The sequence below is a fragment of the Tunturiibacter lichenicola genome (assembly GCF_051013355.1).
Classification (GTDB): domain Bacteria; phylum Acidobacteriota; class Terriglobia; order Terriglobales; family Acidobacteriaceae; genus Edaphobacter; species Edaphobacter lichenicola_F.
On the sequence record NZ_CP132944.1, the window covers coordinates 2246168 to 2259781 of the forward strand.

The following is a 13614-nucleotide window of genomic DNA, read 5'->3' on the forward strand; positions in this document are numbered from 1 at the left end:
GTTAGAACTGCGCTCGAATCCCTAACTGAACCTGCCGTGGCGTGTAAGTGAACCCGCTGGCGTTTGAGTTCGTCACGGACCCAAACAGCGGCAACGCAGAGTTCGCGTTGCTCGTATTGAAGGTCAGCACGTTCCCCGTTACCTGTTTCGCTGCGTTGGTAGTCGTGCCGATGAAGTATCCGGTCGTATTCACCGACGTGACATTCTGTTTGTTCAGAATGTTGAAGCTCTCTCCAAGCAGCTCCAGCTTCACTCGTTCCGCAACCGTGAACCGCTTCGAGAGGCGGAGATCCAGAACATTTGTCTTCGGTTGCTGAAGCCCGTTGCGCTCAAACCCTGGCAGCCGGAAGGCGCCGTTTGACCCATTGACACCGCCGCCAACCGCGTTCAATTGCGCCCCGTTGATGAGGCCGGTCGACAGAGTTCCGCTAGTCGCAACTGAATAGGGCAAGCCGCTCTGCGCCGAGAAGTTCGGCGAGACCTCATAGTCATTCAGCAGATAACTCTTCCAACCCGTAAAGCGCCACGGAGACGTTGCCACCGCAGTCAGGACAAATCGGTTCGGAACATTCTGATTGGAGTTTCCATACTCCTCACGAAGATTGGTTGGATCCAGCAGAGCGTTCGCGGAGGTTCCAGTCGTATTGTTCTCCCCGTAGTCCAAGGCGTGCGACCAAGTATAGTTCGCGTTGAACTGCAGGTTGTGCGTGAGACGATGTGAGATCTGACCCACCAGGCCCTGGTAGTTCGAGTTCACACCGCTGAAGATGTTCGTCTTCGATCCAAAGTTGCAGTCCGGACGCTGGCTCGGGCATGTCTTCGACGACACTGTGCTCTTCGCAAAGAAGTTCGACGTAAAGGTAGAACCGTTTGCCAGCGGACCCTTTCCTGACGTATCCACCACCGAGTAGGTTACAGAGGTCGGAGTTGGCAGGTTCTGATCTACGAAGCTCGGTAGACGACGTCCGAAGGATCCCAACCAGGTTACGCTGACGACGGTATTCCAGCCGAGGTCCTGCTCGATCGTAAGGTCAGCCTGGTGAATCTCGGGCAGCTTGAAGTTCTTGTCGAAGAACGTCGAGTTCGGTGGAGTTCCCGTGGCGACCAGCGCCGGAATTACCTGCGGAAATACTGGCGCGCCTGCGCTCGTCGAAGTGTAACTAAAGCTCGGCTGACCATTGAGCGAACCAGTGTTGATCAGCGCGTTATAGACCGTCGAGTTGATGACGCGAGCGAAGAACTCTCCGTAACCACCTCGCAAAATCGTCTTGCCGCTTCCAAACACATCATAGGCAAAGCCGACTCGCGGACCGATGTTGTTCTTGTTGCTTGGCATCGAACCCGTCTGAGGGATCGATGAAACGATGAGGTCGCTCACCGGAGAAGGCAATTGCTCGTACTCGTATCGGATACCACCGGTCAGACTGAGCCGCGGGTTCAACTTCCACTCGTCCTGAATAAAGAAAGAATAGTCGCCCGTATTGAAGTCGAGACCAGACCGACCAAAGCCCTGCGTGTACGAACTATAGTTATGAGCCTGCGAAACCGTTGCGGGATTCTCCGAGAGGTATAGGTCTGTGAGATAGTTCGTCAGCGTCGAGTAGCTGAATCCACCGTACTGCGCAAAAAGATTGTTGATCAGATCATTGGTATGGATATAGTCGCCACCGAATTTGATGCTGTGGTTTCCGCGGATCCAGTTCACTGTATCGGCAACCTGATAGCGACGTTCATCCGGCAGCGCGGCACGTTGCAGGAATGTCTGCGTTCCAAAGGTAAAGCCGTTGGTAATGGCGACACTCGGCGGAAGTCCACCAAAAGGATTGGTATAGCCTGCCGGGGTGTTTACCAGATTCGACGTTTCGTACGCGGATGGATCCTGGGCAAACTCGAACTCAAAGTCTCGGCCATACTGGTACCGAACTTCGTTGCTGATGGTATTTGTAATCACTGTATCCAGCTTCGCAATGCCGAACGTATCGCGCACATAGTCGTTGCCGAAGCTATGCGAACCGTCGAAGACCGTCGAAGCTGTCTGAATGCCGGCGGGCGAGATCCAGCGCAACCGATTCACTTCAAATGAAGCATGATTCTTTCCGTTGATCTGCCAGTCGATCTTAGGGAAGAAGACCGTCTGATCGCCTGTACGCGGCACGTTCCCAAGCAGCGTATTCAGGTTGGTAAGCCCACTGACGTAGCGGGTTGCGGCTGCGCTATACGTGGCCAACTTCAGATTGGTCTGCAGCGTGCAGGCCGATACATCGATCGCACTTGGCGCCGTCGCGCCTGTTCCACCGCACACCTTACCGGCTGGAAGGGCTGCGTCTGGTGTGGCGAAGAAGCTCGAAGGATTGCTCGCAGCAGCTACGGCAGGAAAGTTTCTTTGAAAGCGGTCAGCCGCAAAGAAGAAGAACAGCTTGTCGCGGAGAATGGGTCCACCGACCGCTCCTCCCCACTGCTTGCGTCGGTCGGTCGGCTTGAAGTTCTGCGCCGTAAACGGCCCACCTGGAACCAGCTGCACCGTCTGTGTGGTGAACGCGTTCGCAGCTCCCCACTCTGCATCGCGGTCGTAAAAATATCCCTCGCCGTGAAACTGATTTCCACCTGACTTCGTGACCGAGTTCACGACGCCACCGGCAGACCGGCCATACTCCACCGAGTAGTTTGACGTATTGACCTGGAACTCCTGCACGGAAGCCTTGGCCGTCGAGTAGCCTGCGCGGGTGCGTCCACGCTCCTCGGAGAAGTACGCCTGATTATCATCGGCGCCGTCGATGGTGACGTTGTTCAGCAACGTGCTCTGGCCGCGAAAACTCAACAGACCAAATCCGCTCGAATCTGCAACCACCCCTGGCGTCAACAGTGCATAAGCCGACCAGCGGTAGTTGTTCACCGGCAGATCCAGTAGTGTTTTTTGATTGATTACCCCGGAGAAGTCCGGCGATGTCGTATTAAGCATAGGTGCCTCGGTGGTCACCTCGATCGTCTCGCTCGCATTGCCCACCGAGAGCTTAGGAGAGAGATCAGTCAGCACGCCAACCTCGACGATCACCTCACCAGATCGAAAAGTCCGGAATCCTGGCGCCGTAATTGTAACCGTGTAGGTTGCAGGCTGCAGGTGGATGACCCGGAAGACACCCGAGCTATCGACTTTCACATTCTGCTCGGCGTTCGTTGCATTCGAGTGGACTACTACGATCGCGCCCGCAAGTCCCGAGCCGCTCGCATCTTCTACTGTACCGCCAATTGCACCGTCAACAGCCGATTGCCCGTAACCATGCACACCGAGGCCTAAGCAGAGCGCCGCAATCGGCGCGCACCGCCTCACAAATCCCAAATTCTTCACTCTGGTCTCCTGAATTTTATTCGCCCTGCAGACTGCATGCCCTTCCGCGCCTGCTATGGACCAATGCTCTGATCAAACAATGTCCGAGTCCTGACCATGTTCGCATGTTGCGGTTAAGGGAGGGTTACAAATGTAAAAACGCTGTCTCCTGCAACTGACTACCGTATTAAAAATCGCCATAACAGCCGCATTCCGCGTGGAAGCCTGCTTCTGGTTCGCAAACTAGTACACTGTTAATAGAGATGTTCATTGACGAAGCACGAATTCGAATTAAGGCCGGCGATGGCGGAAACGGCTGTATGGCGTTCCGCCGCGAAAAGTTCGTTCCCAAGGGAGGGCCTTCGGGAGGCGACGGTGGCCATGGCGGCGACGTTCTTATGTCGTCTTCGCTGAGCCACAACACACTGGTTCACTTTCGCTATAACCCTGAGCATAAAGCGCAACGCGGCGGCCACGGGCTCGGCTCCAACTGCTCGGGTTCCGCCGGCGACAGCAATACACTCAAGGTGCCCGTTGGCACGTTGCTCTATGACGACGCCACGGGTGAGCTGATTCACGACTTCGCCCGTCCGAATGAGACCATCGTCATTGCCAAAGGTGGCCGTGGGGGCCGTGGAAATCAGCACTTCGCTACCAGTACCCACCAGGCTCCGCGCGAACATGAGCTTGGCCGCGCTGGCGAAGAACGCGCTTATCGTCTTGAGCTGCGGTTGCTCGCCGATGCCGGACTCGTTGGGTATCCCAATGTCGGCAAATCGACCTTGATCTCGCGTCTCTCCGCTGCCAAGCCGAAGATCGCCAACTACGCGTTCACCACGCTCGAGCCAAATCTTGGCGTGGTCCAGGTTGGCGAGTACCCCCATACCGAATCGTTCACGGTCGCTGATCTTCCGGGTCTTATTGAAGGCGCACATCTCGGCGCCGGGCTTGGCATTCAGTTTCTTAAGCACATCGAACGCACGAGCGTCATCGTCCACCTCGTCGACGTCTCCGACTCGAGTGATCGGACAGACCCCGTCACCGATTACAAGGTCATCACCGAGGAGCTCAAGAGCTTCGATCCTGCGCTTGCCGCTAAACCTACCATCCTCGTTGCGGCCAAGGCGGATGTAGCCAATCCGGACAAGTTGAAAAAGCTGACCACAATGGCGAAGCGACGCAAGCTGCCCTTCTTCACGATCTCCGCCGTGACGGGAGAGGGCATCGAGCCGCTGAAGTTCGCGATCGCCGAGATGGTTGCGGCCCACCGGCCCATCGAGTTAGAACCTGAACCGGTGGTCCCAGCGAAGATGAAACCCAACTACCCGCCTCCCCCCGGCTCCGCGAGAGGCCGCGCCTAACTCCGAAGTTTCAAGACTCACTGCTTTCGCGAACGGAGCTTGAACTTGCCATTTAAGACGAAAGGCGAGTAGGGTTTAACGTAGGCCTAGGCAGCTGCTGGGACAGGTGGTATCCAGCCAAAGTCGGCTTGTCCGGTCGACACGCGGCGGAACTGCACTGGAGATGATGATGAGTCTGACTACGTTCTCTACGGAACGAGACGTCGCGCGGGTTGGGCGTGATGCTATTCCGTTCGCCAAGGTAACGGTCCCCTCTTTACTTGAGAAAAAGTTGCTGCGACAGCCTATTACGGCTGTTACCGCATACGACTACGCAAGCGCCAGGTTAGTCGACCAAGCTGGATTGGATGTTCTGCTGGTTGGGGACTCGCTCGCTATGGTGATGCAAGGGCAAGAGAACACGCTCGCAGTCACAATGGACGAGATGCTGCTGTACACGCGTGGTGTGCGGAGGGCCGTGCGGCGATCGCTGCTGGTGGCAGACATGCCCTTCGGCAGCTACCAGACGAAGAAGGGCGCAGGTGTCGCAAACGCTGTACGGTTTGTGAAAGAAGCCGGAGCCGAAGCTGTAAAGCTCGAAGGGGGCCGCGAGCGAAAGGAGCTGATCCGCCGAATCGTTGGAGCGGAGATCCCTGTGATGGGGCATCTTGGGTTGACCCCGCAGAGCGTGCATCGAATGGGTGGGTACAAGGTGCAGGGAAAGACGATGGAAGCGATCGACGAGTTGCGCACGGATGCTCTCGCGTTAGAAGAGGCTGGCTGTTTTGCAATCGTGCTGGAAGGTGTGCCGCGAGAGTTGGCGAAGATCATCACCGATGAGTTACACATTCCTACGATCGGAATCGGTGCGGGGCCGGATTGCGATGGGCAGATTCTGGTGCTGCACGACATGATGACGATGACCTTTTCTGCTCCGGCAAAATTCGTGAGACGGTACGCGGATGTAGCAGGAGTAATGCAAGATGCATTGGGAGAGTATCGGCGGGATGTTGAAGCGAGGACATTTCCTTCCGATGCGGAGAGCTATCACCTCTCGCGTGAGATCCGGGAGTTGATGACCGAGCCATCCGAAGCAATGAGATAGAAAACGACGAGAAGTAAAACGACCACGCGAACAAGTTAGGTGTCCTGGCGTTGTTTTATGCGTCTTCGTGCTTGCCCCAAAACAACAAAGTTATGCCTGCGGAGATGCAGGTGAGAGGAGTTTTACTCGATGCAGATCGTGACGAAAGTTGCGGAGATGCAGGACGTCTGTCGTAAGTTGCGGTTGAACGGTCGCATGTTAGGGTTTGTACCCACGATGGGAGCGCTCCATGCGGGACACATCTCACTGGTGCGGCGTGCGCGCGCGGAATGCGATGTAATATCAGCTTCCATTTTTGTAAATCCACTGCAATTTGCGCCCGGTGAAGATCTCGCTCGGTATCCACGAACTTTTGAAGAAGACTGCCGACTGCTGGAGGCTGAGAACGTCGACGTGCTGTTTGCTCCCGATGCCGCTGAGATGTATCCGCAGGGCGCGGTGACGACGGTTTCAGTTGCAGGCGTCGGAGATCGGCTCGATGGAGCGTCCCGCCCAGGCCACTTCACGGGCGTAGCGACGGTGGTAGCCAAACTATTCCACGTTGTCAGCCCACAGCGCGCCTACTTCGGGCAAAAGGATGCGGCTCAGCTTGCGGTATTGCGGCAGATGGTACGGGATCTTAACTTTCACGTTGAATTGGTGGGTTGTGCGATCGTGCGAGATCCGGATGGACTTGCGCTTAGCAGCAGAAACAAATATCTCAGCTCGATGGAACGGGCTCGTGCATTGACTCTGCATCGAGCACTGCGGCAGATCGAACACATGATTGCCTCGGGGGAGCGTCGGACTGCACAACTAATTGCGGGTGGGATGGAGATTCTGAAGACTGCCGATGAAGTGCGCGTGGACTACTTGAGCATAGTGAATGCTAATACATTGCTTCCAGTAACTTCCGCTGAAGCAGGCACACTTGTGGCGGTGGCAGCATATATAGGGACAACCCGCTTGATCGATAACTTGCTTGTGGCGTGAAGTTTCTCGCTGAAGTGACGATAATCAGGTGAAGAGCATTTGTCCGACAGTATTCCAGGTCGATTTGCCGTAGCTGATTTGAGCTCGGCCTTCTTGCCGTGTTGAATATGTTGGTAACTACTAGCAAAGAGTTTGTTTAGGCAGCATTTGGCAAAAATACCGCCAGGCCTGTGATTATCACGAACTGTTTTCTATAGGGATGACACAGAAGTACTATGTGTCACCGAGAATGGGGAGTGTATTGCTATCCCGCTTTAGTAACATCGTTGCAATCATTGTTGGGCAGGGTTTGGGATTCGAGCATCCAATGAGACGTACTAGTTGTTAAAAGTAAATGAGACATACTTCGGAGAAACGAGTCCAAGATGCCGAGCACTTCTATCCATGAACTTGCGATTGGAGAGATAGAGCGACTCTCACGGAGGGGATTCCAGCAGTTGGCCTTGCCGGAGCCACTCGAGAGCGGCTTCGAGCAATCAACACTGTCTCAGCGCTCGGCGCGACTTTGGATAGAGGGTTTGATCGCGATCGGGTTGTTCAACGTTTATGTCATCGCGGACCACTTTATTCGAGGCGATAACTCCTGGCTTCCCTTGCAGATTCGCCTGTGCATCGTTACGCCGATCGCTTTGTTAGTGAACGTTAGTATGCGCTGGAGTCCTAACAAGATCTATCGCGAAACGAGCATTGCGGTTGCGAGTTGCCTCATTGGCATCGTCCATCTCTATCTCGAGAGCAACAGAAACGCTACTTCATCGGCATACGCCCAAGTCGGACTGATCGTAGCGGTCATCTTCGTCAACGTTGTAATGCGCCTGCATTTTGTTTATGCGCTTAGTGCCTCAGCCGTTCTACTCATGAGCGATTTTGTTTTCATTCACCACGATCACTTTCTCAATGGTTCGGAGAAGTTGCTCGGGATAACATTGGCGATCTGCGCTATCTCCATGACCGCCGTAGGAAACTACAGCATCTGCCGTGAGGAGCGAGTCGGATATCTGATGCGTTTGCGCAGCGAGATACAGAGCCGAGAGCTTTCTTTTTTGAATGTTGAGCTCCAGCGGATCTCTTCGCTCGACAGCCTGACTGGACTAGCGAACCGGCACTCGTATGAGCTTCAGTTCGCAAAGCTTTGGCGCGAGGCAGTTGAATCCAAAACCTGCATCTCCGCCATCGTTATTGATATTGATCATTTCAAGAATACGAACGACACTCGCGGCCACCTATACGGTGATCGTGTGTTGGTTCGCGTTGCTTCTCTCCTGTTGCAGAGCCTGCGTTGCAAGGACGACTTTGCTGCGAGGTTTGGTGGAGAGGAGTTCGTCGTTCTGCTGCCTGGAGCGACGAAAGAGGGCGCGTTGATCGTCGCCGAACGCATTCGCAAGCTTGTCGAAGTGGCCGGATCGCCTGCACTACCGGAGCCTGGTGTTCATCCTCGACTGTCTACTGTCAGTTGCGGAGGAGCTTCGTGCTTCCCAAGCGATGCCAGCTGTCACGAAGATCTGCTCGATGCAGCCGATAAGGCGTTGTACCGGGCTAAGGCTGAAGGACGAAACCGCGTCTGCTGGGGTGAGCTGGCGAATACAGCTAAAAAACGAGTGCCCAAAGAGGAGCGAACAATCCATTACCTTATGAACAACAGCTCTGAATCGTTGGCCCAGGTGGATTGAACTCTACGCTTTTTTCCGAGTGAACCCTTGCGAGATGTTCGATCGCATGGTGCCACACACGCGATCCCACTTGCCGATGCAAAGGTATTTAGCTAATTATTTTCATTAGAATAAATGGCTTGCTACAGTCTTACTTCGCGAGTGGACAGGCTCGTGGACAATATCAATATCCTTGTCAAGGAATTAGGTCCTCGCTGATTGCAACCTAATATTTAGCGAAACTGTTATCGCTTTGGCGAGTGGAGTGGAAAAAAAACGATTTGTACCTCGCCTCGCTCCTTTAGCCGGCGGTTGATAGAGGGCCCATCTTCTCGGATATTTACGTTTATGAACGATCTTTCATAGATTTTGCACCGATTGGCTGCTTCGTCATCCGACTTGATTTTGCTGCTAAACGTTTCTACCGGTCAACTGCTTCTAACGAGAACGCCGCAGCCTGGAAATCTCCTCGTAATTCGATATCAACACCATGCTGCATCCAGAAGGCGCCACTGGCGACAGATGGAATGTCACCTGATAGTTTGCCGTCGATAGCCGAAATTTTATATATGCCCTCCGGCCTCAGCCCACGGAGATAGATTCGCGGGAACGGATAGAGCATTTGGCTGGAGTGGAGGAAGGCAAACGTGACGGCCTGGCTTTGATCTTTCGATACCGTTTCGGTAACAGACTGTTCGCTTCCATTTTGCGGCGAGATCAAGCGGTAGAGCGAGCCTCGCTGCACTGTTTCTCGAATCTGCTTGTACTGCGCCACCATCTTCTTCGCAGTGGCGAAGTCCTCTGGCTTCCAGTTGTTGAGGTTTGCGCCGATGCCCAATGATCCTTGCATGGACGAAAGAAAACGATATTCGAGTGATAGTGTGCGCTGGTTGACCCATGTTGGTGAATCGGTGACCCACGCCATCATCACGGCTGGAGCATAGGCATAGGTGAAGCCGTCCTGTATCAGGAGGCGGTCGAAGGCGTCGGTATTGTCCGAAGGCCACACTTCGTCGGTGTATCGCATGATGCCGAGGTCGATGCGGCTTCCGCCGCCAGAGCAGCTTTCGATCTCTACCCGAGGGTGTTTTGCGCGTAGTTCTTCAAGAATCGAGTAGAGGTTTTGCACATAGGCGATGTAGACCTTCTTTTGATCTTCGGGCGCCACGGCTGGCCACCCGGGTTCAGACCAATTGCGGTTGTAGTCCCACTTGAGAAAGGCGATGTCGTTTTCGTTAAGCATTTTATCGAGAAACTGAAAGACGTATTCGCGCACATCCGGGCGAGCCAGATTGAGCATGAGCTGGTTACGTCCCTCGCTGCGAGGCCGGCCGGTGAAGTTGAGTGCCCAGTCAGGATGTTTCCGATAGAGGTCGCTGTCCGGGTTCACCATTTCGGGTTCTACCCAGAGGCCGAAGTCCATACCGAGAGAGTGGACTTTGTCGATAAGCGGCTTCAACCCATGAGGAAACTTGACGGGGTTTACATACCAGTCGCCCAAGGCCGCATGATCGGTCGATCGCTGGCCGAACCAGCCGTCGTCCATGACGAAGCGTTCCACACCGATGCTTGCTGCTTTTTCGGCGAGCGCCTCTTGCCCGGCTTCATCCACTTTGAACTCCGTGGCTTCCCACGAGTTATAGAGAACCGGCCGCAGCTTTGGGTCCGGCCCATGCGGCAGGATTGTGGAGATTTCAAAGCGGTGAAGAAGCCTTGAAGCACCACCGATGCCGTCATGCGAGTAACCACCATAGAAATCGGGCGACTGGAGATGCTCTCCTGGAGCCAATCGATAACCGAAGTCAAAGCTGTTGGGACCACCAGTCACGCGTATCTGCTGAACCTCATCTTGTTCGACGTTGATCTGCCAGGAACCACTCCATCCGAGTGCACCGAACCACACATCGCCGTGATCCTGATCGTTCGATCCGTTTCGATCAATCGCAAACCATGGGTTGTTCTGCGCGCCGGTAGATCCGCGGCGACTCTCGAGAGTCGTCTTCCCTGGTTGAATGATCTGCTCATGCAGACTCCATTCTCCTGCCCAGCGGCCAGTGAGGTAACGTAAGCGATAGTCGGTTCCACGAGGCAGGTTCCATGTGCCTGAAGCAATTTGCTCAATCGTCAATGGAGCAGAGGTTTTGTTCTGCACTTGTGCTGATCGCTTGAGGATGCCGGTCGTCGTGTCGACCTGGTACTCCAACTGTACAAAGACATCGCGTGAGATATCCTTGAGGACGATGGTAAGTTTGTCGCCTTCGATGATGTGCGATACATACTGCAATACAAGGTCACGATTGCCATCGGGGAAGGTGATCTTGAGATCAGGCTCGACGTACTGACCGCCGCCCCACCCGGTAAACTCCTGCTGCGTGGTGTTTATCGAAGAATCGAATCCCGACAAGCCCGGAGCAGAGTGAGGAACTCCGAAGGTGTCTGCCGCGTTCAGACGCTTGCCCCAGTACAGTGCTTGGATCTCTTTCTGCTCGTTGATCCCAAGTACATAGGACATATCTGCAGCATCGATGTGGAAGACTTGTGTCTGCTTGTCGAAACGAATCGAAGAACTCTTTGTTTGTGCATTGATGCCGGCTGGGATCATGAAGCCAATAACCACAACCCATAACGCGGCATAGATGGACGAACTCAGTTTGTATGCGATTGAGTCAGGGAAAGAGATCCCCTTTCGTCGTTGTTTCGTTGCAGCTCCGCTTCGATTGCTCATTTTCCACTCCGCAGATTTCGCTCTTTTGTTGTGATCCTAATTGGATACAAATGATTTTTCTGTGAGTCGCATCGTGCGACCCGGCTCCAGCCGGATGGTCGCACTACCTTCTCTGTAGCGGACCGTGCAGCTTCCACCCTGCCTGCTGTAGATAGATGCAGAGACAAGTTGATTGGAATTCCAATGCATCGCTACTTGAAATTCACCGCGGGCGCAGAGACCAGTGACATGCCCGTCGGGCCATGCCGCAGGGAGAGCCGGCAACAGATGAACGGAACCATCTTGTGATTGCAGAAGCATCTCAGCTACCCCTGCAGCTCCCGCGGTGTTGCCATCGATCGCAAAGATATTCTGCGATGCTCCGGCAACGCCGCCACGTGAGTACGTCAGAAGATTGTCCTCGGTCGCCTTCGAGATGAGCCCAACCAGATGCTGATGCGCTGAGTCTCCGTCACGGAGTCTTGCGTAGTAGTTCACCAGGTTGGCTCGGCTCCACTCTGTATCCTCCCACTTCGGATGATGGATACGCCTCTCCAGAGTGACTCGTGCGGCCTTTGCAAGCTCTGGCGTCTTGTCGAGACTTATTTGATGTTCGGGATAGAGCGAGATCAGGTGAGAGGTATGACGATGATTGGGTTCGGCTTCTTCAAAGTCTTCCAGCCACTCCTGAAGTTGGCCAAAACGGCCAATTTGCAATGGCGGTAGTTTCTGGCGCACCTGCTCCAGCTTAGGTCCAAAGTCTGAGTCGATCGATAGCAGAGCTTGCGCATCGAGACATATGGTGAAGAGTGCGTAGACCAGAACGCGATCGCAGGTTGGTCCCATGGATTCGTTGCAATAGGCTCCGGATGAACTGAGAAAGGCGTTTTCTGGAGAGTCGGAGGGTCCGGTGACAAGCCACTTATGCTTTGGATGCTCCACCATGTACGCGAGGAAGAACTCGGCGGCCTCCTTGAATACCGGATATGCGCGTTCGCGTAGGAACTTTTTGTCTCCAGAGAAGCGAAAATGCTCCCACATCTGCAACGCAATCCAGATTCCTGAGGTAACAAAGAGTCCCCAACCCAACCCCCACCCTGGTGCTGTATAGCCCCACGGATTTGTAACTACATGGCTGACCCAGCCAGGAGCACCGTACAAGTTCCTGGCGGTGTGGCGGCCAGATTCGCGCAGCTGGTCGATCAAGGTGAAGAGCGGCGTCTGCGACTCGGTGAGATTGCCGACTTCCGCGAGCCAGTAGTTTTGCTCGGTGTTGATGTCCAGGTGAAAGTCATCGGTCCAGCCCATGCTGGATGCAAGCCCGTCGTTCCAAATTCCCTGGAGTGCCAGAGGAAGAGGTGAATTGGCTCTGGAGCCAGCGATAGTCAAATAGCGTCCATATTGAAAAAAGAGCGCGCAGAGCTCTGGGTCGGCACCTCCCGATTCCAACAATCTCCTCCGCTGGTCGGTCGGAATGCCTGTGACGCGGGGATTTGATCCGAGATTTATTTGAACCCGATGGAAGAGTGCCTGATGATCCGCAACATGGGCTTTGCGAAGATCCGCATAGCTTTTTGTGGATGCTGACTGCAACGCATTCTCACAGTATTTCTCCGGTACCCGGTTACCGTAGCTGGTTGCGATTGCAACGAGGAGTGTAATTGAATCGGCTCCGTGGACTTGTAGCTGATCCTCTATGACAGAAACTGATCCTCCCTGATGGACCAGACGAACATGGCATTCCACGTCGACACCTTGCTTGCCGTTGCTATGCAAGGTCTCGAATGCTTGTCCCCGAAAGACTAGAGTGTCATTGCTGGAATGGATGGTCCTCCCCGGTATGATGGCCCCTTCGAAGTGAATCTTGAGATTCAGCTGTCCACGGTTCCCGCTTGCCAAGTGGGCTACGAGGACATTGTCCGGGTTCGAGGAGAATACCTCGCGCGTGAAGCTGTTTGATCTTGTCCGATAGTTGACCTGAGCAATCCCCTCATCAAGGTCAAGTATTCTTCGGTACTCAATCGCCTCTTCGGAGTGATCAAATTCAACTACCAGGTCGAGCAAAGGAAGGTTCGTGCCGAAAGAAGTTGGATGACTGAGAAGGTCGTCTTCGCAGAGCTTTCGCGCCTGGACGTAGTCTTCTTGAAAGAGAAGCTGGCGTATCTGGTCGAGATGTTTGAGACCTTCGGAATTTACATCCGAAGTACTCGGCGCACCGGACCAGACCGTCGATTCTGTTAGTGCGATGCGCTCCTTGTGGACACCACCGAAGACCATCCCGCCGATCCGGCCATTGCCGATGGGAAGAGCCTCCAGCCAGCGCTTTGCCTCGCCTCCATACCACAGCACGTTGGATGAAACTGTACCTTCAGCCAACGAGAAATTTGCTTTGGACGGAAGAGCGGCAAGAGCTAAACTACCACGCAGAAATTCGCGCCTAGTTGGACTCATCGAATCCTCTCTGTACGGTTGGGTGCACTCAGGATTGACTGGCCAAGAAAGTCTCGATAGGCTCGGCG

The 13614-nt window shown here is 54.4% G+C and carries 7 protein-coding genes; 4 read left to right on the top strand and 3 right to left on the bottom strand.

The window, feature by feature from the left end:
* Nucleotide 1 precedes the first annotated feature (1 nt).
* Nucleotides 2-3346 carry a carboxypeptidase regulatory-like domain-containing protein gene (locus RBB82_RS09625; RefSeq protein WP_433974910.1) on the bottom strand — a complete coding sequence of 1115 codons (3345 nt, stop codon included), beginning with the start codon at nucleotides 3344-3346 and terminating at the stop codon, nucleotides 2-4.
* A gap of 242 nt (nucleotides 3347-3588) precedes the next feature.
* Between RBB82_RS09625 and obgE the strand changes: the two genes are divergently transcribed.
* The 4 genes from obgE to RBB82_RS09645 all read left to right on the top strand — a co-directional run bounded on the left by obgE (nucleotide 3589) and on the right by RBB82_RS09645 (nucleotide 8412).
* The gene (obgE, locus tag RBB82_RS09630) at nucleotides 3589-4686 is read left to right on the top strand and encodes a GTPase ObgE (protein ID WP_433974911.1); all 1098 of its coding nucleotides are present in this window, start codon (nucleotides 3589-3591) and stop codon (nucleotides 4684-4686) included.
* Between the two features lie 169 nt (nucleotides 4687-4855).
* Nucleotides 4856-5770: a 3-methyl-2-oxobutanoate hydroxymethyltransferase gene (gene panB / locus RBB82_RS09635; protein ID WP_433974912.1), complete on the top strand. Its 915-nt coding sequence runs from the start codon at nucleotides 4856-4858 to the stop codon at nucleotides 5768-5770.
* Nucleotides 5771-5899: 129 nt separating this feature from the next.
* Entirely contained in the window at nucleotides 5900-6742 is an 843-nt protein-coding gene (panC, locus tag RBB82_RS09640) for a pantoate--beta-alanine ligase (RefSeq protein ID WP_433974913.1), read from the top strand.
* 365 nt (nucleotides 6743-7107) lie between these two features.
* Nucleotides 7108-8412 (top strand): GGDEF domain-containing protein, encoded by a 1305-nt coding sequence (locus tag RBB82_RS09645; RefSeq protein ID WP_433974914.1) that lies wholly within the window; start codon nucleotides 7108-7110, stop codon nucleotides 8410-8412.
* Nucleotides 8413-8812: 400 nt separating this feature from the next.
* Here the strand turns inward: RBB82_RS09645 and RBB82_RS09650 are convergent, their stop codons facing one another.
* Nucleotides 8813-10993 (bottom strand): alpha-galactosidase, encoded by a 2181-nt coding sequence (locus RBB82_RS09650; RefSeq protein ID WP_433975358.1) that lies wholly within the window; start codon nucleotides 10991-10993, stop codon nucleotides 8813-8815.
* A gap of 159 nt (nucleotides 10994-11152) precedes the next feature.
* Entirely contained in the window at nucleotides 11153-13546 is a 2394-nt protein-coding gene (locus RBB82_RS09655; RefSeq protein ID WP_433974915.1) for a glycoside hydrolase family 95 protein, read from the bottom strand.
* Nucleotides 13547-13614: the final 68 nt, after the last annotated feature.

What these genes read in the sequence shown, in the direction of transcription:
- obgE (WP_433974911.1), top strand. Translation starts at nt 3,589, where the DNA reads ATGTTCATTGACGAAGCACGAATTCGAATTAAGGCCGGCGATGGCGGA.
- panB (WP_433974912.1), top strand. Translation starts at nt 4,856, where the DNA reads ATGAGTCTGACTACGTTCTCTACGGAACGAGACGTCGCGCGGGTTGGG.
- panC (WP_433974913.1), top strand. Translation starts at nt 5,900, where the DNA reads ATGCAGATCGTGACGAAAGTTGCGGAGATGCAGGACGTCTGTCGTAAG.
- RBB82_RS09645 (WP_433974914.1), top strand. Translation starts at nt 7,108, where the DNA reads ATGCCGAGCACTTCTATCCATGAACTTGCGATTGGAGAGATAGAGCGA.
- RBB82_RS09650 (WP_433975358.1), bottom strand. Translation starts at nt 10,993, where the DNA reads ATGATCCCAGCCGGCATCAATGCACAAACAAAGAGTTCTTCGATTCGT.
- RBB82_RS09655 (WP_433974915.1), bottom strand. Translation starts at nt 13,546, where the DNA reads ATGAGTCCAACTAGGCGCGAATTTCTGCGTGGTAGTTTAGCTCTTGCC.